Genomic DNA, 22,656 nt, shown 5'->3' with positions numbered 1-22,656 from the left:
GCCAAAAATGACGCTTAAAAAAACCGAATACGCTGACGATGAAATTCCGATCTATGACGAAGCTGTAATCTACAAGCGTGGAGATTACTGGCAGATGCGTATGTGGCTGGGTAAAGAAAAAAAGTACGCACGCTTCAGCCTAAGAACACGCAACAGAGATACGGCAATAGATAAAGCCAAGAAGCAATACCATGAGCTGATGGCTATGGAGCTTTCTGGAAAGACCTACTTTTCACTGACAACAAAGCAAGGCGTTGAGTTTTATCTTGAGCAGCGCAAACGTGACATACCAGAACACATTACTGAAGGTCGCTGGAAAACAATCAATACACATTTACAGCACTGGCTTAAATTTATTGGGAAAGATGTAAAGTTAAAAGAATTGAGCAGGACTGACTGCGAGAACTACTTTAATGAGCGAAGACAGACAAAAAAGCGGAATGATATAAAAATTAGCCAGAGCACCATTGTTAATGAGCAAGCAAGCATAAATGCAATGATTAACTGGCTTTTTAAGAGGAACGAAACTTATATTGATGCGTTTGATTTTAAAAGATTAAAGCCTATTGATGCAGGTGATTTAGCACTCAAGAGACCAATTTTTACAAAAGAAGAATTGAAGCACATAGATGATGTTCTTCGGGTATACGTACATGAGCCTGCGGAAGATAAGAACGATAAAAATAATTTAACTAAGGCTGTTTGTGGCTACTTCAACGCAATATCGATGCTTACAGGGATGCGCCGTGGCGAGATGATGCAATTACAATGGAAGCACATAAGCTTTAAAGATAGTGAGCTACAAGTTAGAAAAGCGGATGGCAGGTTTGTCGATACACTCTTTTTTATTACTGTTCCTGGGGCAATAAGCAAGGTAAGGCGTACACGTCAGTTTATGGTCGGCGATGATGGATATGTATACGGCTTGTTATATCTTGCTGCAAAGCGTATTAAATTTAAAGGGTTGCCATCAAGCTATTCGAGAAAAGCAGAGCAATTCATTGAAAAAAACTTTAATCTCATACAAAAAGAAATTGCAGAAGATTTAATCTTTAGTGTTGATGGTGATACTCCAATAACGCCAAGGGCGCTGTACGTTCATTTTGATAACTTGCTTCAAAGAGCCAAAATTACAGATTCAATTCAGCGCGGTATCGTCCACTATAGTTTTAGGCACTCATTTATCACCCATAAGGTCAACAGCACAAAAGACATGATTGCTGTTGCTGAAATGGCTGGTACTAGTGTTGCGCAGATTGAGAGAACCTACTATAGAACTACTAGAGAAAAAATGCGCAAAAACGCACTCGCAGAATAGTTATACAAGTTCTACAGCGTTACGCAGCACACCTGGTCTCAAGTCAATGTAACGTTGCGTGGTTGCCATATTGGCATGACCAGCGAGTGCCATCATTACGCGAACGCTGACACCTTTCTCAGCTAAGTTTGTCAAAAACCCTCTACGTCCACTGTGACTGCTAGCACCATCAAAACCAGCGTGTTTATAAATGCCGTTTACAACTTGGGTAAGCGAGTTGGCTGTAAATGCTGCGCTACGCTGTGTTGCAAACAATGCTTGCTTGCTGTCGCGTACACGGACTGAGCGAATGTAAGTTGCTAATTCCGATTGCATGCGCTCGTTAAGCAAAACGCTGCGGCTGCGGTTGCCTTTGGTTTGTGCTGCGCTAAGGTTGATTTCTTCGCGAACGCTGCCATCGCTTGCAAGCACATCACAAACACGTACAGCAGCAACTTCGCCAATGCGCATGCCAGCTAAGTGTGTTAGAAGCAAGATGGCGCGGTTGCGTGTTGCGTTCTTTGTCGTTTTCACGAAATCCAACAAACGTTGCAGTTCGCGTTCGTTTAGTGTTTTGGCTTGCTTTGACATTTGCACCTTTCGCGTTGATATGTTTAAAGTGCTATTAGTATGTTTTCGTATGTGCAAAATTCCTACCCCTTTTTTGCCTCGTGCAAGCCTCATATAAATCAACAACTTAGCTGCACTGAGCATATTTTGTGTAATTTATGCTCAGTGATATTTAGCCCAGTCTCGTGGCTAAAGCGCCACGATTTACAGCGCAACTTGCAATTTGCAAGTTTGCAGCCCTACAAGCGTTTTGACTGCATTTCGCTGGTTTGGGTAGCTGGGCTGGCACTAGCGCAGCTTGTAGGGCTTTACAGACGGTGGACTTGCGCTGAAAAAGGGTTACAGCCCCCAAAAAACAAGCTGCGCAAAAAGTTGCAGGGGAGTACTTATGCTTTTGAGGTGGTGATTTTTGACCACTGTGTCCGCAATGTTCGCTGTCCGTGACTGTTCGTGAACATTTTGCTGGTAACTGAACCGATATTAATGGTAAAGTGGATACACATTGGAGACACGGAGGCAGTATGAAAGATGCTGGAATGCGGATACGGGTTGAACAGGATTTGCGGGAAGAGTTCGTTGCCGCTTGCCAAGCTCAACATGTGCCAGCGGCGCAGGTGCTTCGACAGTTTATGAGGGGCTACGTAGAACAGTTGAAAACGAATGCAACCAAGACTAAAGCAGCAATTAAAACTAAAAAGATGGCAGGTTAACTATGGCTGAAATCGTATACGTACTTACAAATGAAGCAATGGACGGTCTCGTAAAGATCGGCAGGACTTCAACAAGCGTAGAGCAGCGCATCAAAGAACTTGACAACACAAGCACTCCACTGCCATTCCAATGCTTTTTTGCAGGTGAGGTGAACGATTCGACCTATGTTGAAGCACATTTGCATAAGGCATTTGCTGATAAGCGAGTCCGAAGTAATCGGGAGTTTTTTCGAGTTGACCCCAACCAAGTCCGTGCTGCAATCATGATTGCTAGTCCAAAAGACGTTACGCCAAGAACTGACGTTGTTGTTGATGCTAGTGATGTACAGGCATTGCAGAAGGCAGCAGTCGCACAGGATAGACGATCAAGGCTTAAATTCAGCGAGCTGAACATTCCTGTTGGCGCAACGCTTGTTTTTGTAAAAGATGAGGCGGTGACTTGCACGGTTGTTGCAAACGGTGAAGTGGACTTCCAGAATCAAATCATGTCGCCAAGCAAGGCGGCACTCATTGCTACACAAAAGATGGGCTACAAATGGGCGGCTGTAAGCGGTAGTGATTACTGGAAATTTGAAGATGAGACGTTGACAGCTCGACGTTTGCGCTTGGAGGATGAGCAAGACTAACGCTCACATCATGCGCCCGTATTCAACCTACCAATCAAAGCTGTTTGCTACACAACTTACGTTGCGGCAACCAGCTAACAGCATTGACAAGCTCAGTCATGCAATAGCCTCAGCACGAGTTGACTTGAATCCACACCAAGTAGATGCAGCGTTGTTTGCTGTACGCAGCCCACTTAGTAAGGGCGTAATACTTGCTGATGAAGTTGGTTTGGGGAAGACCATTGAAGCTGGTATCGTCATCAGTCAAAAATGGGCTGAACGTAAACGCAAGCTGTTGATCATTGCACCAGCAACTTTGCGAAAGCAATGGCAGCAGGAGTTAATGGACAAGTTCAACATTCCAAGTACTATTCTTGAAAATGGCACATACAAGCAATTAAAGAAAGACGGGACATTGTTAAGTGGCAATAGCTTGCTTATCTGCTCTTATAACTTTGCTGCATCAAAAGCTGATGTGCTTGAGGATGTTGAGTGGGATTTGGTCGTTGTAGATGAGGCGCATAGGCTGCGCAACGTCTACAAAGTTGGAAATAAGATGGCATCAGCAATTGCTGGTGTTGTTGCAGATGTGCCCAAGTTACTGCTGACAGCTACACCGTTGCAAAACAGTTTGCTTGAGCTGTACGGACTGGTAAGCATCATTGACCCGCACGTGTTCGGTGACATTACTAGCTTTAAAGAACAGTACATCCGTGGCGTAAATGAAAACCTGCGTAACTCAAGATTAAAAGAGCGCATCAAACCTTTTTGCCAGCGCACACTCCGTAAGCAAGTTCTTGAGTACATCAAGTTCACGCAGCGTGTGGCGATGACGGAAGAGTTTGTTCCAAGCGATGATGAGCACAGGCTTTACGAGCAAGTGTCAGCGTATCTTCAACGTGAAAAGTTAAATGCACTGCCAAGAAGTCAGCGAACGTTGATGACGCTTGTTCTGCGAAAATTATTGGCATCGAGTAGCTATGCTATTGCTGCAACACTGCAAAAACTGGTCGAACGACTTGAACAAACCCAAGCACGCCAAAGTGTTCTGGAATTGCTTGATGGCGAGATTGAAGGTCTTGACGAACTGACGGACGAAATTGGCGCTGATGCAGTAGAAGAGGCAAGCGGTAAGTTGACTGAAGAAGAGCTGCAAGACTTGCGGCTTGAGTTAGCAGAGTTGCGAGACTATGCAAAACTTGCCAGCGGTATACGTGAGAACGCAAAGGGTGCGGCGTTACAAAAGGTCTTAGCTACTGCGTTTGAGAAGCTGCAAGGTATCGGTGCTGCGAAGAAGGCTGTAATTTTTACCGAATCAACACGCACTCAACGTTACTTGGCTGAGCTGCTTTCGCAGTCTGGCTTTGAGAACCAAATCTGCTTGATGAACGGGACAAACACAGACCCACAATCAAAAGCAATTTACGCTGACTGGGTTAAGAAGCATGCTGGAAGTGACAAGGTATCGGGTTCAAAAACTGCTGACATGAAGGCTGCAATTGTTGAGCACTTTAGAGACACCGCAACAATCCTAATTGCCACTGAGAGTGCGGCAGAAGGTGTGAACTTGCAGTTCTGCTCTCTTGTAGTTAACTTTGATTTGCCATGGAACCCTCAGCGTGTAGAGCAGCGTATTGGGCGTTGCCATCGTTACGGCCAGAAGTTTGACGTGGTTGTCGTTAACTTTTTGAATAAACGCAATGCTGCTGACCAGCGTGTGTATCAACTACTGGCTGAAAAATTTAAATTATTTGATGGTGTGTTCGGGGCAAGCGATGAAGTACTTGGCGTAATTGAGAATGGCGTAGATATTGAGAAGCGGATTGCAGGGGTTTACCAAACGTGCCGAACAGCCGATGAAATTCAACTTGCATTCGATGAAATACAAGAAGAGCTTGACGAGCAGATTAAGGCCGCACTTGAGACAACACGCTTAAAGCTGCTTGAGAACTTTGACGAAGAGGTAAATGCACGTTTAAAAGTTAGTCACGATCAAACTAAGGCAATGCTGGACAAAAGAAGTAGCTTGCTGCTCATGCTTGCAAAAACTGAGTTAGCAGATATTGCTAAGTTTGAGGCTAGCGGAACAGTCTTTGACCTACATGAAAGTCCAGTAGACAGTGGCGCTCTAGTGGGCACATATAACTTTGATTGGCGAGCTGCCGATAGCAAAGACCAGCACTTTTTTGCAGAAACAAGTCCACTTGCAAGTTGGATTGTTAGCAATGCGTTGGGACGTGATTTAGATAGCAACGTTACGCTTGAGCTTGATTACAACGCATATCCATTCAAAGTCAGCGCACTTGAGCCGCACCTTGGTAAAAGTGGCTGGGTTGCCGCAGAAAAGATAACTGTAAGCAGCGTTGAGGATGAGGATTTCTTGGCTATCACTGCAATAACAGATGATGGTGAAGTGCTTGATGCTGAATTAGCTGAACGGCTAATGGCAATCCATTGTTCAAGCATTAGTTCTTGTACTTCTCAAGTACCAACAGTGCAGCTTGAAATGGCAATAGGTAAACAACGTGATGCCGTGGCAAGAAAACTGGATGAGCGTAATGCTGTTTACTTTGATGAAGAGGCTGGCAAGTTAGATAGCTGGGCTGATGATTTGAAGTTTGGACTTGAGACTGAAATCAAACAGCTTGACAAGGACATCAAAGAGGCTAAGAAGTCTGCCTCCACAGCCATGTCACTTGCATCAAAGTTAGAGCATCAAAAAAACTTACGCACCCTTGAACAAAGTAGAAATGCTAAACGTAGAAGCTTGTATGAGGCGCAAGATCGCATTGACGAACAGCGTGATACGTTAATCAAGAAAGTGGAAAAACAATTGCAATGTACTGTGAACAAGACGAAACTGTTTGTTGTGCGATGGAGCTTGAAATAATGACTAAAAAACACAAATTAGAATTGAATTGGGTTGGCAAAGATAGCCGCAATAAAGTTGAGCCGCGAATACTTATTGAAGATGCAGAGCTTTCCTACCACGCTTCAAAGCGATTTACAAATGAGGACTTATTTGATAACAAGTTGATATATGGTGACAACCTGCTTGCACTTAAGGCGTTGGAGCAAGAGTACACGGGTAAAGTTAAATGTGTGTTTATTGACCCACCTTATAACACTGGCTCAGCATTTGAGCATTATGAAGACGGACTTGAGCATTCAATTTGGTTATCGCTTATGCGTGATCGAATTGAAGTGTTGCATAAACTTTTAACTGAGGATGGTTCTCTTTGGATAACGATTGATGATAATGAAGTTCACTATCTAAAAGTATTGTGCGATGAAATATTTGGAAGAAATAATTTTGTTATTCAAAACACAATTAAAAGAAGTGCTCCAACAGGTCATAAATCAATAAACCCATCACCAGTCCAAGTTGCTGACTATTTGCTTGTTTATGCAAAAAATAAAAGTAGATGGAACTATAAGCAGCAGTTTACTGAGCGTGAATTTGATACTGCTTACAACAAATTTATTGAAAATTATGAGAAAGGTACTCAATACTGGTCTTTTGTGTCTTTAAAAACAGCCTTAAAGAAATTGAACTTAACCTTGGATGAATGCCTTGAGCGTTTCCCCGAGAGGATTATTAGATTTGCACAGCCTAACTTTGAAGGCGTGGGCAAGGAAACCAAAGAACTTATTTTGGAATCAAGAAGTCGCCCAACTGAAATCTTATTGCAAAAGCGCGAAGATAACCCAGACATTTATTTGATAAAAGGCGACAGAATTCTTTTTTATAAAGACAAGATGAAAGTTATCGATGGCAAGCTAGTGACTGGTGAGTTATTAACAAATATGTGGCTTGATATTCCATATCAAGGCATCGCAAATGAAGGTAATGTGGTTTTTCCAAAAGGCAAGAAGCCAGAAAAGTTATTGCACAGAGTTATTGAAATTGCGACTGAAAAAGGCGACATAGTATTGGATTCGTTTGCGGGTTCTGGAACAACAGGTGCAGTTGCTCACAAGATGGGGCGAAAATGGGTAATGCTTGAGTTGGGGGAGCAATGTCATACGCATGTGATACCTAGATTGAAAGCAATTATCGATGGAGATGACCATTCTGGGGTAAGTAAGGCGTTAAATTGGAAAGGCGGCGGGGGTTTCCGTTACTACAAACTTGCACCATCTTTGCTTGCAAAAGACAAATGGGACAACTGGGTAATTAATAAAGACTACGACGCCAATATGCTTGCTGCTGCTGTGTGCAAGCATGAGGGGTTTACGTATAGCCCAAGTGAAACTGAATGGTGGGCACATGGTTACAGCACTGAAACAGACTTTATATATGTAACTACGCAAACGCTTACAGAAGAACAGTTGGTTGCACTGAGCGAGGATGTTGGTAGCGATCGCACGTTGCTAGTCTGTTGTGCCGCATTTAAAGCAAGTTCGTCAATGCTGAATGACAAGCTATCAAACTTAACACTTAAAAAGATGCCGCATGCACTGCTATCTAAGTGTGAGTGGGGCAAAGACGACTACAGCTTAAACATATCTAATTTGCCTTTAGCAGAGATAGCCGACGAGGAATTAGTAGCTCCTAAAACGAAAGCAGCAATGAAAGAAGCTGACTTGTTTGGCGAAGAGTAAAGAGAGTAAACATGACAGCCTTCTACAGCCTCAACGAACAATCAAAGCGCAACGTGAATGCAATCAGTTCACGGCTTAGCCTTCGTCAGCCTCAGCGCGACAGTCTTGAAATTTTGGCTTACATACTTGAGCTAAATCCACCTGTAAAAGGTGGTGACTTAGTGGCTGAACTAGCAAAGGTGCAGGAGGCCTACCCAAACGTTGCAAGCTTTGATCGTGACTTTGTGTCACTTTGCTTTGCGCTAGCCACTGGCGTTGGTAAGACACGCTTGATGGGGGCATTTATGGCTTTGCTCTACACGCAATACGGTGTGCGTAATTTCTTTGTACTTGCGCCAAACTTGACCATCTACAACAAGCTAATTACTGATTTTTCACCAGCATCGCCCAAGTACGTGCTCAATGGCTTGCAAGAGTTTGCAAATAATCCACCATTAGTGATTACTGGCGACAACTATGACAGCGGTATTGACGTTGGCAGCGGACGCTTAAATCAAGATGAAGTAACCATCAACGTTTTTAACGTTGCAAAGATTAGCAGTGAGGTGCGTGGTGGTAAAGCCCCGCGCATCAAACGCCTAAGCGAGTACATCGGTCAAAGCTACTTTGAGTATCTAGCCAGCTTGGACGACTTAGTAATGATCATGGACGAGAGCCATCGTTATCGTGCAAGTGCAGGTTTTAAGGCAATCAATGAACTCAAGCCTATGCTTGGATTGGAATTAACTGCTACACCGCAGATTGAAAGCGGCACAACACCCGAACGTTTCAAGAATATTATTTTTGACTACCCATTGGCTAACGCGATTGCGGATGGCTTTGTAAAAGAGCCAGCAGTTGCGACACGTGAAGACTTCAACGCCGATAACTATGGCGAGGAAGAACTTGAAGATTTGAAAATACGTGATGGCGTTGTGGTGCATGAAGACACAAAGATCGAGCTTGCAACATTTGCCCGTAATCACAATTTACCAATTGTTAAGCCGTTCATGCTTGTTGTGGCAAAAGACACTGCACATGCGGACAATATTGTTGAACGCATAAAGCGTGATGACTTTTTTGATGGGCGCTACAAAGACAAGGTAATCACCGTTCACTCCAACCAAAAGGGTACTGAGAGCGATGAGACGATTGCACGTTTACTTGCAGTCGAAGACCCAAATGAGCCGACAGAGATTGTTGTCCACGTAGATAAATTGAAAGAAGGCTGGGACGTTAGGAATTTGTACACCATCGTTCCATTACGTGCTGCCAACTCCTCGACACTGGTTGAGCAAAGTATTGGTCGTGGCTTACGTCTGCCGTACGGTAAGCGCATGGGTGTTGCTGCCGTTGATAGATTGACCATCGTTGCGCACGACAAGTTTGATGCCATTATCAACGAGGCAAACAAACCAAACTCAATCATTCGTTCTGTCGTTCGTATCGGCAAAGACGTTAGCTTGGTTGGTAAAAAGGCTGTGACAGTGACCAATACTGCCATTGAGCAGCTCATTGGTCGCCCTACAGTTCAACCCGTGCCATCCCAGCAATTTGAGTTGGGCGTACAGGAAAAGCCCGTGCTAACAACACGCGAAGAACAGACCGTGGTCAACTTAATCGTTGAGGCGATCAAGGAAAACGAGCGTAGGGTATCGGATGTACCAAATCTTGAAGCCCTTATCAAGCCAGACGTACAAGAACGTATCGCAAAGAAAGTGACTGAGGCATACGAGACCACTTACCAACCAGCGCAAGCTGAATTTGCTGAAACAAGTACAAAGCCCGATATTGCAGCCATTGTCAAAGATAGCTTGAAGCGGTACTTGGACTTGAATATTGGTATTCCGCGTATCAGCGTAAGACCAAAGGGCAATGTGCGAACAGGCTTTAAAGATTTTGAACTTGATACCAGTGCTATCAATCAGCAGCCAGTTGATCAAAACATTCTTATTCAACACTTGAGGACTAGTGACAGGTCAAGAATTCATGCGGACTTAGCCTACGCAACTGAAGAGCGGTTTGAGGATTACATCGTCCGTAATTTGGTGGATTTTGATGACATCAGCTACGACGAGCATGCGGACATTCTTTACAAGCTTTCTAGTCAAGTGGTAGCCAAGCTACGCAGTTATTTGGATACCGATGAGAAAGTGCTGAATGTCATTCAGTTCAACCAGCGTCAGTATTCCACCTACATTCATGCCCAAATGCAGCAGCACTGGTGGCAGGAGGCTGACGAGGGCTACGAGGTAACTGTTAGTCGTGGCTATCAAACGTTTACGGATACAAGCTACTCGGCTGATGGCGATGAGAAGCTGCGTAACGTACATCAACCTTTGGCAACGGGTGAGCGTGACAGGATCGGCGGTATGTTGTTTGGTGGCTTTGAACGCTGTTCATATCCAGTGCAAAAATTTAGCAGTGATAGTGAACGTGCCTTTGCTAGCTTGCTGGAAAAAGACTTGGACGTTAAGAAGTGGTTTAAGCCTACTCGTGATCAATTTTCTATCAGCTACCGAGATGCAAGCGGCAGTACTGCTAACTATGAACCAGACTTTGTGGTTGAAACGGCGACACACAAATACATCATCGAGCCTAAGCAAGCCAGCATGATGGATGATGTTAACGTGCTAGCTAAGAAGAGTGCTGCGGTTACGTGGTGCCAGAATGCAACTGCGCATGAGGTGAAGAATGGCGGTAAAGAGTGGGCCTACATTCTTATTCCGCACACTGCAATTCTTCCTAGTGCAACACTGAGTGGACTGGTCAAGCAATACAAGGGTTGATATGCCTAAGCTGACTGATCAAGACCGTCAAATCCGTATAGACAAAAGGATTGCTGAACTTGAGGCAGGTGCAGAGGTGCATCCTAGAGATAAAAAAAATTTACTGACACCTGCACAGCGATTGGAGTTAGATGCGGCATGGGCTGACCAGAAAGCATTGCGTAGTAAAAAAAGGGCAAGAACTCAAGAAGAAAAAGATGCCCTAGGTTGGAAATCTAAACGTCAAGTACAAATTGAAATCCTTAAAAAGTCTAGCAAGGAGATAGAAGATGGCTTGCTAGATGCCTATGAAAAGTCGATTGATAAGATTGAAATTCGGCGGGCTAAGACTTTTATAGATGCTTTTTTTAAAGCAGTTGATGAGAATAAAAGTCCTTATCCAGCAGCAAATAATGCGCTTGTTCGTTCTGGACTTAAGCCTTTCAATCGTGTGGTGTTGTCAAACCAGACTACTCGGGACAAGCAGGTACAGGAAATTGAGGAACAATTACTTAAAATGCTAAAGAGCGAGGCAGATGACGAACAGTGATGAATTCGTGAACGCGATGAACGCGATGAACACGATGAAACGGCGGCAATTTTGTGAACAAATGACCAAAATTGCGTCAATTAATGGCTAATGGCTGGCTGAGTAGTGGTTTTTGGAAATGCAGGTTTTTTGCCAACTTTTACGAAAAACCATGCTTTTTCATAAACCCGAGGGTTTTATCCCATCTCTAAGTCTGGATTTGAATGAAGCAAACTGCGTTTGCTTGTGCCTTCGTCAAGCCCATTCGCTATCGCTCTTGGCTTAACTTGGCACTTTTTAAAGCTGAACACAACGGAGTTGTGTGAAGTGGTTTTGGTTGATTTAGATTAGATTGGACGCACGACGGCTATAGCACGAGGTTTGAACCTTGGTGCTATGAACCGCCGTGTCGTGTAGTTGATTTGAGTTGAGTCGTTACTACACGAACGTAACAGAGTTGGTTTGGAGACTGATGTATTGAAACTCCCAGCCGTTTTTACACGTACTGCTCTGCGGCACACCTATTTTTTCACACGCTGTTACGTCAACATGTGTAGGGCGGGGTCATTAGCCGTCATATTTCAACCCGCGTTTTACCTGTTTTTTTACGGTTGGTTGTACCGTGGATTTGCCTATTAAATTCCCTGCGCTAGTTTGTGCGCTTTACGCTTGATTTGAGTGCTGATGACAAATATGGCCTTGGCTGCCTCTGGTTTTAGCTTCTTTCGTATGTGCCCTGTGTTCATTTTTATTTGGAAGTCTTTCAGCTTTTTCTCTTGTGCCGGTGTCAATAGATTTTTGTAGTTGTTAAGTAGGTCATGCGCCTTTTGTTTTGCCTGTATTAGCTTTACGTGTGTAAATGCAAAGGTTTGAGAGTTGATGCCATTCTCTTTTAACCAATCATTGGACTGTTTTGTGTCCTTTTGCGTCTTTGATTCGATCTGTCTTTGTAGCTGTGTTGGTTTGCGATTTTTCATGCAAGTATTTAGCCGCATTGATATGAATTCGTGAAATTCTTGGCTCTATTCAATTCAGTCCCCATCTTTCCGGTTGCCCAGCCAATGTCGGTGAAACTAAATTTGTGTTGCCCTGTAAAACATGAAAGGAAACACAAATGGCAACACTTGCATCACTCAAGCTCGTAGCAGCGAAAAAGCCGACAAACCAACCGCCTGTCTTGCAGCGTAGGAACAAACTTAGCAGCAAAGTTTTTGAACAAATCCAGCTAGCTAAGGCACAAAGCGAGGGCGGTACTTACGCTCCTACAAAGCATAAAACCGTCACAAACGCCGATGGAGAGCGTGTCGCAGTGACTGTGCCCAAGCGTATCAAGCCATGGTGGTTTGTTGCAGAAAACGGCAAGTGCTGCATTGCAATTCGATATGGCGCAAAGGTGATTGAACTTGCAAAAGGCAAGACTGCAATTGAGGTGGCTAGCCCAGATGCATTGATTGAGGCTTTGGAAGCTGTTAACTCAGCAGTCTTGGCTGGCGAACTAGATGCGCAGATCGAATCTGTTTCTGGTCAATTGCGTAGTGGGTTTCTTAAGTAAGTAGGTGGTGTGCTTGCCTAGCGCTAGCACACCCATAAATACTTTTTTAGGAACGTATATGAAAGCATTTGAATTTGTTGATGCCGCCCAGCAGCGTGTAGATGCAATGAGGCAACAAGCTAAGGCGCTACAGAAAAGAGCCAAAGAAGCCGCGCTGCGCTTAAAGCTTCAAAAGACACAGCAACGATTAACCCAAGTAGTTACCAAACCCGTATGAAATTATCAACCCAAGAACTTGTAGAAAATCTCAGTCAATTCATTGGCACAGAGCGTTACTACAGACTGCTACCAACCTTTGTGGTTACCGATGGTCTAAAGTATTTGATGGAACAGGCTGACTGCTATTGGCTTGGTCAACTTTATGGCCTGCATTTGGTAGACGTAGATTTCAACCAAAATCCGTTCACCGTCTTGAAATTCATGCGCAAAGGTCATGGTGGCAGGGTGAATATCGAAGATGGCAACGGGAAATTGCTATCTTTCCAAGGTTTTGACTACACCGACTTTCCTCTAGAAAAGTTCAGTTTGTATGGCTGTTGGAATGGCGAATACTGGGTTGGTATGCTGACTAGTGAGTACTGAAACTCAGTCAAATGAATCAAATGGCGGGGGTTTTTTCTCCCTTAGGTATGTCGCTGCAATCTTGATGACATGCTATGTGAAGAGAGTAAAAAATAAAATTACTTTTTGCTCTTTGGGTTAAATCAATTTCTTCCAGCGAGCATATTTATTTTTGCCATTGGTTTGACAAGCACACCGTGTAACTTTCTTTTCACGTAAAATATGAACTGTCCAGCGGGTGCACGTAACTATGAGATGGCGATAAAAAATGATGTTGCACAAAAGTTACACACAATCAAAACGAGCTTGTAAGTTGTTGAAAATAAACAACAATTTACAAGGTAATTATTGAATGGGAATAGGCGACTAAGTCCGCCTTTACCCATGACCATGCTTGAGTTACGAGAAACCTCCCTCGCAATACTGGCAAATACCGATGTGCAGTCCAAGGTGAGCCAGTTAGCTAACTTGTTTGCAGAGCATCAGGCTGGACGCATTGCTATAAATCCTTCCAGCAACCTTGATAGTCAAAATCATTGCCTCCCTGGGCGACCAGCTAAACCAGATTTAGTTGCACCAAAGTTTGTTCCTAAAAGAAAAATGGATACGGTTGAAGGCAGAGTCATTCTTTGGCATTCCTTGGCTCACATTGAATTTAATGCTATGAATTTAGCGCTGGATGCCATCTGGCGTTTTCCGAATATGCCTGAGGCGTATTACGAAGATTGGCTCAGGGTTGCAAAAGAAGAGTCATATCATTTCAGTTTGATTAATGCGCACTTACAGTCCTTCGGATTTGGCTATGGTGATTTCCCGGCCCACAATAGTTTGTGGGAGATGGTTGAGAGAACGACCGATTCGGTGATTGCGCGCATGGCCTTAGTTCCTAGAACAATGGAAGCAAGAGGTCTTGATGCGGTTCCGGAGATTCGGGATCGATTCAAGCAAATCAAAGATGATCGCGCTGTAGAAATCCTGGAAATTATTCTCCATGATGAAATTGGGCATGTACTTGTAGGTAATCGCTGGTTTAATTTCTTATGCGCCAATGACAATTTATCTCCGGTTGCGACTTATCGAGAGTTAGCTGAAAAATATCGCGCACCTACTTTGAGGGGGCCATTTAATTTCGAAGCACGCGAGCAAGCAGGGTTTACTGCTGAAGAATTAAATTTACTAGAATCCGTCAGTGATAAACGGACGCAGGCGGCATGAAGATTCTGAGTCTCATTCCGCCGATGACGCAGCTTAATACGCCGTATCCATCGACTGCTTATCTCACTGGATTTCTGCGCTCACGTGGTTTTGATGCCGTTCAAGAGGATTTGGCCTTGGCCTTAGTGTTGGGCTTCTTTACTCAACAGGGTTTATTGGAGATAAAAGATCAAGCGCTGAAACTGCCCGAAGAAAATCGTAGTGCGAGCATCAACTTTTTCTTGGATTACTTTGCGGATTATCAGAGCACCATCGCTTTAGCTATTGCTTTTTTGCAAGGGCGGGATAGTACGCTTGCGCATCGCATCAACAGCCGCACTTTGTTGCCTGAAGGCCCTCGATTTGCATCGTTAGACGCCTACGACGAGGAGGAGGGTGGCGATTCATTGGCATGGGCATTTGGTGCGCTAGGCTCTCAAGATCGCGCTCGTCATTTGGCCACCCTGTATCTCAATGATCTATCCGATGTCCTGCGTGATGCAGTAGATGAGCGTTTTGAGTTTGTACGCTATGCAGAATCCTTGGCTGGTAGTCAACCTACGTTTACGCCTTTAGCAGATGCTTTGGCTGCAAGCCCTACATTAATGGATGTGCATTTACAGGAGCTGACACGAGCCTCAATTGATCGGCATCAGCCTGGCTTGGTTTTGCTCTCAGTGCCATTTCCTGGAGCAATGTACGCCGCATTAAGAATCGCCCAAACCATCAAGCGAGATTACCCCAGTATCAAAATTGGCCTTGGTGGTGGCTATGTCAACACTGAGTTACGTGAACTCACGGATCCGCGGATATTTGATTTTGTGGATTACATCACCCTAGACTCGGGTGAGAGGCCATTACTTGCTCTACTTGAGCATTTGAATGGTAAGCGTTCTGCAGAAAGATTGGTGCGCACCTTTATCCGGAATGCTGATAATGAAGTTCGTTACATTAACTGGCAAGAACCGGATATTCCATTCGAGGAAGTCGGAACTGCCACTTGGGATGGCTTGCCGCTCAATTCCTATTTATCTTTACTGGATATGCTCAACCCCATGCATCGCTTGTGGAGTGATGGGCGCTGGAATAAGCTTACCGTTGCCCATGGTTGCTATTGGAAAAAATGCAGCTTCTGTGATGTCAGTCTAGATTACATCTCTCGTTATGAAACTGCTTCAGCAAACCTTTTGGTAGATCGTATTGAAGCAATTGTTGCCGAGACTGGTCAGACAGGGTTTCATTTTGTAGACGAGGCGGCACCACCCAAAGTCTTGAAAGCCCTTGCTGAAGAATTGATTCGTCGTAAGGTAGTGATTTCCTGGTGGGGCAATATCCGCTTTGAAAAGACCTTTACACCAGAGTTATGTGAGTTGTTAGCACAAAGTGGGTGTATTGCAATGTCGGGAGGCTTAGAGGTAGCCTCTGACAGGCTGCTTGATCTTATGAAGAAGGGAGTCTCAGTCGAGCAGGTTGCTCAAGTAACCAAAGGATTCTCGGATGCAGGTATCCTGGTTCATGCCTATCTCATGTACGGCTTCCCAACCCAAACCGTTCAAGAGACTGTCGACTCGCTTGAATACGTTCGCCAGCTTTTTGAGAACGGTTGTATTCAGAGCGGTTTTTTCCATCGATTTACTTGCACAGTACATTCGCCTGTAGGTCTTGACCCAGCGGCCTATGGAATCGAGCTTGTGCCATTGCCTCCCATTAGCTTTGCTAAGAACGATGTTGCCTTTATTGACCCTGCTGGAGTGGATCACGATCTACTTGGGATTGGCCTTAAAAAAGCGATTTATAACTTTATGCACGGCGTAGGTTTTGAAGAAGACGTCCATAAGTGGTTTGATATTCGGGGTATTCCAAAAGCTTCAGTAGGGCGCAATAAAATCGCCAAGGCACTGAAGCATATATAAGCATTATTCACTCAACTTATTTATTTAATTCACTGTGAGTAGCAATATGAATCTATCTCGTCGCACTTTCATCGTATCGGCCGCTTTGTCTCCAGTAGCTTGTGGCGGACTCTCGTATGAGCATGGCATTCCAGTGGTTCAGCCAAATCCATTGCCAGTAGTTCGTCCGCCGAAAATTGGTCAAGAGTGGACCTATATCAAGAAAGATGTCTTTGATGGCAAAACTCTGGATGTGATTACTGAGCGGGTTTCCAATATTGGCTCAACCATTGTGATTGACCGCATGACTGCTGATGGTGCTCGCCTACCTAGTGAAATTCAAACTTCATGGGGAATGGTTTCTACAGATACCCAGTGGTCACGCTTGCTGAACTTCAGTCCGTCTTTGCCGCTTTGGCCGGAGCAACTCTCCAGTACCTGGGCTAAGCAGTTCAATACTAAATACAGTATTGCTGGCTACCCTGACTCGCGAATGTACTGGCAGGAGTATATGAGTGTGCAGGGATGGGAAAAGATCACTGTTCCTGCTGGAGAGTTTGTAGCGCTTCGTTTTCAGACCCTGATCTATTATGAGAGTGATGATGACAACAAGGTCGATTGCATTCGCAAAGAAACAGTTTGGTTTGCCCCTCAAATTGGACGCTGGGTTGCCCGTGAAGCATCTGGTTCTTATCAAATTCAAGGGCAAATTGGGGCGGTCATTCTAGAAGGTAGCTACCAGTGGCAACTGAGTTCTTACAAGTAAACGCAATACGAAGATTGCTTTTATTATTGTCGCCAGCATTGCTGGTGGCCTGTATTGCTACGCAGCCTTATCCGACTTCAATAGCTTTGCCTCAGCCGATTACCCCTCCAAAGGTGAGGGCCCCGCAAGTTGGTCAGCAGTGGGTATATAACGTTCGCAATGTCTTTAACCAAGAGTTGGTGGATGTTGTTACGGAGAGGGTAGTTGCTATTGGGCCCCAGATTCGAATTGAGCGAAGTGGACTAAAGGCAGGGCAGCTCCCTGATGAGATTCAGCAGCCGTGGGGTTATATCTTGCAGGACCCACACTGGAACCCTCCTCAAAAGTTTTTGCAGCCAATTCCATTGTGGCCCGAGCAACTTGTCCCGGGATGGTCAGGTTTTTATCGAAACCGCTATCAAGTAGTTGGATACCCCGACGGCGACTATTACTGGGGCCTCAATATATCCGCAGTAGGGTGGGAGCGCGTTAGTGCTCCAGCCGGGCAATTTCCGGTCTTAAAGTACCAAAACGAGGCACCTTACTTCACCAGCAATGACTTCTCTCGGATTGCTAATTACCGCCAGGAAGATGTTTGGTTTTCCCCAGAAATCGGTCGTTGGGTTATTCGGCGCGGCTATGGGCGTTATTTATGGCCGGGCATGTTTTGGAATAATGCTCTCTGGGAAGACTATTTAGAGTGGGAGCTTGTGTCCTGGAAGTAAGCAAAGCGCATAAAATCAAGATATAGCTATGTATACCGTTAAAGAACTCTTTCCAACCCTTCAAGGTGAGGGCGCCCACGCTGGTCGCGCGGCTGTATTTTGTCGTTTTGCGGGGTGCAATCTATGGAGTGGTCGCGAAGAGGATCGCTCAACTGCGATTTGCCAATTTTGCGATACCGACTTTGTTGGAAGTGACGGCATTGGTGGCGGTAAGTTTGAGACTGCTGCTTTACTAGCGGACACCATAGAAGAAGTCTGGAGTAGTACTTCGGCGGGACCGCAGCAGCGTTATGTTGTCTTTACCGGTGGTGAGCCATTATTGCAATTAGATGCCGCTTTGATTGATGCTTTACATGCCAAAGGTTTCGCCATTGCTATCGAGACCAACGGCACGATTAAAGTCCCTAAGGGCGTTGATTGGGTATGCGTCAGTCCTAAGGCTGGCTCTGATCTAATTGTCTTGCAGGCAGATGAGATTAAAGTGGTTATTCCTCAGGTGGGCCATGGTTCTGTTGAAGTCTTATTGGCTCGGTTTGAGAAGATGGATTATCGCAATCGCTTCTTGCAAGCCATGGATGGACCAAACCTTCAAGAGAACCTCGCATTAGCAGTACGTCTATGTCAAAAGCGTCCTTTATGGCGCTTGAGTGTTCAGACTCATAAAATGATCGGTATTCGATAGTAGTTTTATTTAGCGTTATTTCAGAATTCAGAAAAGTAATTATGACCACCAAGCAAGAAGCTATTTCCATTACCCGCCGACTTGAATTTGACTCGGGACATCGCATTCCGAATCATGATGGTCAGTGCCGCCATTTGCATGGCCATCGTTATGCTATTGAAGTAACACTCACCGGTGTGATTGCTGATCATCCAGGTAAGGCAGACGATGGCATGGTTCTGGATTTTGGGGACATCAAGCGCCTTACCAATCAATATGTAGTGGAGCCATGGGATCATGCATTTTTGGTGGCCAAAGAAGATGCTGGGTTGGTGAATTATTTAAATTCGATTCCGAATCACAAGACGGTAGTGATGGAGCACGTTCCTACTGTTGAAAATCTAGCGAGTGCAGCCTTTAAGGTATTGCAACCTATTTTTGAAAAAGCATTTGATGGTCGACTTAAGCTGGCATCTATTCGCCTCTATGAAACCCCCAATTGCTGGGCTGACGTTTCTCACTCCTAAGAAGCAATATGCAAGCAGAGCTTGATCGCCAATTTATGCAGCAAGCTTTGGATCAAGCCAAGCGCGCTGCGGTCGCAGGTGAAGTACCGGTCGGCGCTGTATTAGTGCGAGATGGTCAAGTAATCTCAACTGGTTTTAATCAACCAATTAGCAACAGCGACCCTAGTGCCCATGCCGAAATGATGGCCTTGCGCGCAGCAGCACTAGAGGAGTCTAACTATCGTCTACCAGGCACCACCCTCTATGTCACTCTTGAGCCTTGCACCATGTGCGCTGGGGCGATGCTGCATGCCAGGGTAGACCGCGTAGTATTTGGTGCGCCTGATCCTAAAACAGGTGCCGCAGGAAGCGTGCTTAATGTATTCTCGGAAAAACAGATTAATCACCAGACCCAAGTTGAAGGTGGCATCATGAGCGAGGAATGCGGGCAAATACTGCGTGATTTTTTTAAGGAGCGGCGTTGAAGCAAATTCATTTGATTGCTCCTTCGGGGGCCAGTCTAGACACTCGTAGCCCATTGGCTGGAATCGAGTGGCTGCAGAAGCAGGGTATTGAGGTTCTCAATACTTCATGTGTAAACCGAGTTGAGCAACGTTTTGCTGGCTCCGATGCCGAGCGTTTAGCTGAAATTAACCGACTTGCTGAGCTACCTCCTGAAGTAGCTGTGGTTGCTATGCGTGGAGGCTACGGCTTGCATCGCTTGCTTCCAAATATTCAGTGGGATGCGATTGCCAATACTATTAAGAGCGGTCTACAGATTTGTGGGCATAGTGATTTCACGGTCTTCCAGCTCGGTTTATTGGCCAAGACTGGGGCAGTAACGTTGGCAGGCCCCATGCTCAATTTTGATTTTGCTTGTCAGGGCGAACAGGGCACAAACCCCAATGAATTTATGTGGGCACATTTCCAACAAGCCATCAACGAGCGCAAATTGGAGTGCACTATTCAGTCCAATCAAGCCTTCTTAAAGCAATCCGTTAAAGGTCAAGCTTCGGGTATGCTTTGGGGTGGAAATTTAACCGTATTAGCAGGTCTAGTTGGAACGCCATACTTGCCAAGCCAGCAACAAACCCAAGGCGGGATTCTGTTTCTAGAGGATGTGAATGAACATCCTTACCGAATAGAGCGTATGTTGATGCAATTATTGGATGCTGGCATATTGAGCAATCAAAGCGCTATTCTCTTGGGTGGATTCTCGGCCTATCGTCTTTACGACAATGATCGTGGCTACACGCTGGAAAGTGCAATTGAGGCCATTAGTAAATGCCTCCCCGACAATATCCCGTTATTAACAGGATTGCCCTTTGGCCACCAGGCGGAAAAGCTGACTTTGCCTGTGGGTGCGCAAGCGCACATTCAATATGATCTCTCAGGATTTACCATTCAGTCTCAGTGGTAGTTTTTCACATTAAGGATATCTCCTTGCGAGTTTTAGCATTTCTCACCAGCATATTGATTGCGAGTACTGTAATGGCAACTGAAGAGCCGAAATATGTTGTCTTGGAGAAATCTGAGCCATTTGAATTGCGTTCCTACGCACCACAGATTGTGGCGGAAGTGAAGGTAGAAGGTGATTTGGATGCAGCCTCTAACCAGGGATTTCGTTTAATTGCGGCTTACATCTTTGGAAAAAATCAGGTATCTGAAAAAATTGCCATGACTGCGCCTGTTGGCATTGAGTCAGGTGACCAAAACAAGAGTGCAAAGATTGCCATGACTGCTCCTGTAGGCATTGAGAGTTCGGGTAAGCAATGGACGGTATCGTTTGTGATGCCTGCAGAGTACACCTTAGCTAGCTTGCCAAAACCATTGGATCCACAAGTCAAAATTAGAGAAGTACCAGCCGACCAAAGGGCTGTGATTAATTTCTCTGGTTTTTACAATGCAGAGAAAGTGCAGGAAAAAACTCAGGCGCTAAGAGATTGGATGCAGCAGAAGAATTTAAAGCCGGCCGGCGAACCTCAGTTTGCTCGCTACAACCCGCCTTGGACATTGCCCTTCATGCGTCGGAATGAAGTGATGATTCGAGTTCAGGAATGAGTCTCTCAGCCTGAATTACCAGCTCTTAGACTTCAAAACTCTTTAAGACAAACCCAGCGCCTCTATCTTGGCCTAGCGCTTTGACAAGAGTAGGTAGACTTTCAGCCAATTGCTTTTCTAGAGTCCATGGTGGGTTAATGATGAACATGCCGCTAGCCTGAAGCCGGCGTTCTTTAGGGGCATTTTCAACCCGCAGTTCAACCTGTAACCAAGAGCGATTATGAGTGGCCGCAATCTTTTTCATGTGATCGGGCAGAGACGCTGATTCTCTTCTGGAAAGACATGGATACCAGATGGCATAGCAACCAGTAGCAAAGCGTTGTAGCGCCTCCTCCATCGTAGTTTCTAGGTAACGATAATCCTGCTTATCTTCGTAAGAGGGGTCGATTAAAACTAGCCCACGCCTACTGGGTGGCGGCATCAATCCCTTTAATCTTGCAAAGCTATCTTCCGCATAGATATCAATTTGCTTTGATTGCTTAAGCTCGCCGATATTGTGGCGCAGGATATCAATCTCTTTCGGGTGCAGCTCAAACAGCTTGAGTCGATCTTGCGATCTCAGTAAGCGCGCCAAAATAAATGGAGAGCCGGGATAGATCGCGATCTCTTCAGCAATGTTCTCTGCTCGAATGCATTCTAGGTAATTGGCAATGCCAGGGCTTACAGAGTTTATCTCCGAAAATTTGGCTAAACGATAAATGCCTTGATCAGCCTCATTGCTAACTGCTGCAAAGCCATCAATCAGGCTATAGATACCGGCACCAGCATGTGTATCGACAATGGTTAGGGCGCCAGGCTTTTCTTGTAGATATTCAACTAAATGAATCATCACAAGATGCTTCAGAATATCGGCATGGCTGCCCGCATGAAATGCATGGCGATAGCTAAACATCTTTATATGCCTCTCGGTTTTTGCGCTCTAATAAATAAAACTAGGGTGATGCTGATTAACACCGTACAAGCATATTGCAAAGATTGATTGAGTTCTGAGTCAAGAGTTTGTGTAAGCAGGACATAGATCGCCGCGAGACCACCCAGAGCTAGCAAGCGAGGCCCGATTTTATTGGGCGCTAGCTGAGTATCTGGAATAAACCTGACGGCAAAAGCGCCTAGCATGCCTGACCACAATCCAATAGCGCAGCCCGCCAGAACATCGGTGAGCCAGTGAGCGCCAAGCGCATTTCGAGAGAGGCCAGCGAAGCACGCAATGATAAAGATCCACCACAAGGAAGATCTTCTATCTCGATTGCTAGCAAAGTAGATGCCGGAAACTACCGCAAAAGCAGTAAGCGTGTGCCCTGATGGCATTGCTCTGTGTAATAAAGGTTCACCAATACGATAAAAATCTTCTAGGGCCAATACTCCCGCGGGACGAGGTAGGGCTAAAAAAGGTTTAATGATTTGACTAATGCTTCCGCCAATTAGTGAAGCCACCAGTCCAGCGCTCAGCAATCGGGGTGCTAACAAAAGGAGTGGAAAGCACAGGGCGAAGATACCCCAGCCATTTCCGAGAAACGTCATCCAGGCCCAGAAAGTGTCCGGGAGAATCTGGGTGTAGCGATTGATAAATAAAAAAGTCGGAGTTTGCAATTCACCAAAATAAATGGCGGTTGCTAAGCCTAGTGGTAACAGCGGGAAACACCAAACCCAAATTGATGCAATTGCTAAAAGCGATTTGCGCTGCTCAACCATGCGA

Annotated in this window: 23 protein-coding genes; 19 read left to right on the top strand and 4 right to left on the bottom strand. The window is 45.1% G+C overall.

The features are described 5' to 3' along the window. The first annotated feature begins 7 nt into the window (after positions 1-7). The gene (locus tag ICN16_RS02870; RefSeq protein WP_216133806.1) at positions 8-1,318 is read left to right on the top strand and encodes a tyrosine-type recombinase/integrase; all 1,311 of its coding nucleotides are present in this window, start codon (positions 8-10) and stop codon (positions 1,316-1,318) included. Here ICN16_RS02870 and ICN16_RS02865 read toward each other — a convergent pair whose 3' ends face one another. Beyond that, positions 1,319-1,888, bottom strand: coding sequence for a site-specific integrase (locus tag ICN16_RS02865; protein WP_216133796.1), 570 nt, complete (start codon positions 1,886-1,888; stop codon positions 1,319-1,321). A gap of 500 nt (positions 1,889-2,388) precedes the next feature. Here ICN16_RS02865 and ICN16_RS02860 point away from each other — a divergent pair, with 500 nt between their 5' ends. Genes ICN16_RS02860 through ICN16_RS02835 form a run of 6 tightly spaced genes read left to right on the top strand, consistent with a single transcriptional unit; the run spans position 2,389 to position 11,084 of the window. Beyond that, positions 2,389-2,577, top strand: a complete 189-nt coding sequence (locus tag ICN16_RS02860; protein ID WP_216133794.1) for a hypothetical protein — start codon at positions 2,389-2,391, stop codon at positions 2,575-2,577. Between the two features lie 2 nt (positions 2,578-2,579). Continuing rightward, entirely contained in the window at positions 2,580-3,203 is a 624-nt protein-coding gene (locus ICN16_RS02855; protein ID WP_216133792.1) for a GIY-YIG nuclease family protein, read from the top strand. After that, positions 3,190-6,072 carry an SNF2-related protein gene (locus ICN16_RS02850; protein ID WP_255533572.1) on the top strand — a complete coding sequence of 961 codons (2,883 nt, stop codon included), beginning with the start codon at positions 3,190-3,192 and terminating at the stop codon, positions 6,070-6,072. Before ICN16_RS02855 ends, ICN16_RS02850 begins: the two co-directional genes overlap by 14 nt. Further along, positions 6,072-7,787: a site-specific DNA-methyltransferase gene (locus ICN16_RS02845; protein WP_216133790.1), complete on the top strand. Its 1,716-nt coding sequence runs from the start codon at positions 6,072-6,074 to the stop codon at positions 7,785-7,787. The genes ICN16_RS02850 and ICN16_RS02845 overlap by 1 nt, the downstream gene beginning before the upstream one ends. 11 nt (positions 7,788-7,798) lie before the next feature. After that, entirely contained in the window at positions 7,799-10,555 is a 2,757-nt protein-coding gene (locus tag ICN16_RS02840; RefSeq protein WP_216133788.1) for a DEAD/DEAH box helicase, read from the top strand. 1 nt (position 10,556) lies between these two features. Beyond that, positions 10,557-11,084 (top strand): hypothetical protein, encoded by a 528-nt coding sequence (locus ICN16_RS02835; RefSeq protein ID WP_216133786.1) that lies wholly within the window; start codon positions 10,557-10,559, stop codon positions 11,082-11,084. 614 nt (positions 11,085-11,698) lie between these two features. Here the strand turns inward: ICN16_RS02835 and ICN16_RS02830 are convergent. Beyond that, entirely contained in the window at positions 11,699-12,040 is a 342-nt protein-coding gene (locus ICN16_RS02830; RefSeq protein WP_216133784.1) for a hypothetical protein, read from the bottom strand. A 137-nt stretch (positions 12,041-12,177) separates the two neighbouring features. Between ICN16_RS02830 and ICN16_RS02825 the strand changes: the two genes are divergently transcribed. The 12 genes from ICN16_RS02825 (at position 12,178) to ICN16_RS02770 (ending at position 20,960) form a co-directional block, all read left to right on the top strand. Then, complete coding sequence (locus ICN16_RS02825; protein ID WP_216133782.1) at positions 12,178-12,615, top strand: DUF6641 family protein; 438 nt, start codon at positions 12,178-12,180, stop codon at positions 12,613-12,615. 58 nt (positions 12,616-12,673) lie between these two features. After that, a complete protein-coding gene (locus tag ICN16_RS02820) occupies positions 12,674-12,832 on the top strand; it encodes a hypothetical protein (protein ID WP_216133780.1) in 159 nt (52 codons plus the stop codon). Further along, positions 12,829-13,197 carry a DUF6876 family protein gene (locus tag ICN16_RS02815; protein ID WP_216133770.1) on the top strand — a complete coding sequence of 123 codons (369 nt, stop codon included), beginning with the start codon at positions 12,829-12,831 and terminating at the stop codon, positions 13,195-13,197. Before ICN16_RS02820 ends, ICN16_RS02815 begins: the two co-directional genes overlap by 4 nt. A gap of 369 nt (positions 13,198-13,566) precedes the next feature. Continuing rightward, entirely contained in the window at positions 13,567-14,391 is an 825-nt protein-coding gene (locus ICN16_RS02810) for a ferritin-like domain-containing protein (protein WP_216135616.1), read from the top strand. Beyond that, the gene (locus tag ICN16_RS02805; protein ID WP_216133767.1) at positions 14,388-16,283 is read left to right on the top strand and encodes a radical SAM protein; all 1,896 of its coding nucleotides are present in this window, start codon (positions 14,388-14,390) and stop codon (positions 16,281-16,283) included. Before ICN16_RS02810 ends, ICN16_RS02805 begins: the two co-directional genes overlap by 4 nt. A 46-nt stretch (positions 16,284-16,329) precedes the next feature. Continuing rightward, positions 16,330-17,028, top strand: a complete 699-nt coding sequence (locus tag ICN16_RS02800) for a hypothetical protein (RefSeq protein ID WP_216133765.1) — start codon at positions 16,330-16,332, stop codon at positions 17,026-17,028. A 14-nt stretch (positions 17,029-17,042) separates the two neighbouring features. Then, complete coding sequence (locus ICN16_RS02795) at positions 17,043-17,732, top strand: hypothetical protein (protein ID WP_216861862.1); 690 nt, start codon at positions 17,043-17,045, stop codon at positions 17,730-17,732. Between the two features lie 28 nt (positions 17,733-17,760). After that, positions 17,761-18,414, top strand: a complete 654-nt coding sequence (gene queE, locus ICN16_RS02790) for a 7-carboxy-7-deazaguanine synthase (RefSeq protein WP_216133761.1) — start codon at positions 17,761-17,763, stop codon at positions 18,412-18,414. A 41-nt stretch (positions 18,415-18,455) separates the two neighbouring features. Further along, complete coding sequence (gene queD, locus ICN16_RS02785) at positions 18,456-18,920, top strand: 6-carboxytetrahydropterin synthase QueD (protein WP_216133759.1); 465 nt, start codon at positions 18,456-18,458, stop codon at positions 18,918-18,920. Between the two features lie 8 nt (positions 18,921-18,928). Continuing rightward, positions 18,929-19,384 (top strand): tRNA adenosine(34) deaminase TadA, encoded by a 456-nt coding sequence (gene tadA / locus ICN16_RS02780; RefSeq protein ID WP_216133757.1) that lies wholly within the window; start codon positions 18,929-18,931, stop codon positions 19,382-19,384. Continuing rightward, positions 19,381-20,319, top strand: a complete 939-nt coding sequence (locus ICN16_RS02775; protein WP_216133755.1) for an LD-carboxypeptidase — start codon at positions 19,381-19,383, stop codon at positions 20,317-20,319. Before tadA ends, ICN16_RS02775 begins: the two co-directional genes overlap by 4 nt. A gap of 23 nt (positions 20,320-20,342) precedes the next feature. Then, entirely contained in the window at positions 20,343-20,960 is a 618-nt protein-coding gene (locus ICN16_RS02770) for a heme-binding protein (RefSeq protein ID WP_255533571.1), read from the top strand. 25 nt (positions 20,961-20,985) lie between these two features. Here the strand turns inward: ICN16_RS02770 and ICN16_RS02765 are convergent, their stop codons facing one another. After that, positions 20,986-21,852, bottom strand: coding sequence for a 23S rRNA (adenine(2030)-N(6))-methyltransferase RlmJ (locus tag ICN16_RS02765; RefSeq protein WP_216133752.1), 867 nt, complete (start codon positions 21,850-21,852; stop codon positions 20,986-20,988). 2 nt (positions 21,853-21,854) lie between these two features. Next, entirely contained in the window at positions 21,855-22,652 is a 798-nt protein-coding gene (locus tag ICN16_RS02760; protein WP_216133744.1) for a phosphatase PAP2 family protein, read from the bottom strand. Positions 22,653-22,656: the final 4 nt, after the last annotated feature.

Source organism: Polynucleobacter sp. es-MAR-4 (assembly GCF_018882055.1).
GTDB lineage: Bacteria > Pseudomonadota > Gammaproteobacteria > Burkholderiales > Burkholderiaceae > Polynucleobacter.
The sequence above is the reverse complement of the archived record's forward strand: the minus strand, read 5'-3'. Positions and strand labels throughout refer to the sequence as shown.

Excerpts from the sequence above, each read along its gene's own strand:
- ICN16_RS02820 (WP_216133780.1), top strand. The coding sequence starts at position 12,674 with ATGAAAGCATTTGAATTTGTTGATGCCGCCCAGCAGCGTGTAGATGCA.
- ICN16_RS02800 (WP_216133765.1), top strand. The coding sequence starts at position 16,330 with ATGAATCTATCTCGTCGCACTTTCATCGTATCGGCCGCTTTGTCTCCA.
- ICN16_RS02805 (WP_216133767.1), top strand. The coding sequence starts at position 14,388 with ATGAAGATTCTGAGTCTCATTCCGCCGATGACGCAGCTTAATACGCCG.
- ICN16_RS02765 (WP_216133752.1), bottom strand. The coding sequence starts at position 21,852 with ATGTTTAGCTATCGCCATGCATTTCATGCGGGCAGCCATGCCGATATT.
- ICN16_RS02870 (WP_216133806.1), top strand. The coding sequence starts at position 8 with ATGACGCTTAAAAAAACCGAATACGCTGACGATGAAATTCCGATCTAT.
- ICN16_RS02845 (WP_216133790.1), top strand. The coding sequence starts at position 6,072 with ATGACTAAAAAACACAAATTAGAATTGAATTGGGTTGGCAAAGATAGC.
- ICN16_RS02815 (WP_216133770.1), top strand. The coding sequence starts at position 12,829 with ATGAAATTATCAACCCAAGAACTTGTAGAAAATCTCAGTCAATTCATT.
- ICN16_RS02840 (WP_216133788.1), top strand. The coding sequence starts at position 7,799 with ATGACAGCCTTCTACAGCCTCAACGAACAATCAAAGCGCAACGTGAAT.
- ICN16_RS02810 (WP_216135616.1), top strand. The coding sequence starts at position 13,567 with ATGCTTGAGTTACGAGAAACCTCCCTCGCAATACTGGCAAATACCGAT.
- ICN16_RS02830 (WP_216133784.1), bottom strand. The coding sequence starts at position 12,040 with ATGAAAAATCGCAAACCAACACAGCTACAAAGACAGATCGAATCAAAG.
- queD (WP_216133759.1), top strand. The coding sequence starts at position 18,456 with ATGACCACCAAGCAAGAAGCTATTTCCATTACCCGCCGACTTGAATTT.
- queE (WP_216133761.1), top strand. The coding sequence starts at position 17,761 with ATGTATACCGTTAAAGAACTCTTTCCAACCCTTCAAGGTGAGGGCGCC.
- ICN16_RS02760 (WP_216133744.1), bottom strand. The coding sequence starts at position 22,652 with ATGGTTGAGCAGCGCAAATCGCTTTTAGCAATTGCATCAATTTGGGTT.
- ICN16_RS02835 (WP_216133786.1), top strand. The coding sequence starts at position 10,557 with ATGCCTAAGCTGACTGATCAAGACCGTCAAATCCGTATAGACAAAAGG.
- ICN16_RS02825 (WP_216133782.1), top strand. The coding sequence starts at position 12,178 with ATGGCAACACTTGCATCACTCAAGCTCGTAGCAGCGAAAAAGCCGACA.
- ICN16_RS02855 (WP_216133792.1), top strand. The coding sequence starts at position 2,580 with ATGGCTGAAATCGTATACGTACTTACAAATGAAGCAATGGACGGTCTC.
- tadA (WP_216133757.1), top strand. The coding sequence starts at position 18,929 with ATGCAAGCAGAGCTTGATCGCCAATTTATGCAGCAAGCTTTGGATCAA.
- ICN16_RS02860 (WP_216133794.1), top strand. The coding sequence starts at position 2,389 with ATGAAAGATGCTGGAATGCGGATACGGGTTGAACAGGATTTGCGGGAA.
- ICN16_RS02865 (WP_216133796.1), bottom strand. The coding sequence starts at position 1,888 with ATGTCAAAGCAAGCCAAAACACTAAACGAACGCGAACTGCAACGTTTG.
- ICN16_RS02850 (WP_255533572.1), top strand. The coding sequence starts at position 3,190 with ATGAGCAAGACTAACGCTCACATCATGCGCCCGTATTCAACCTACCAA.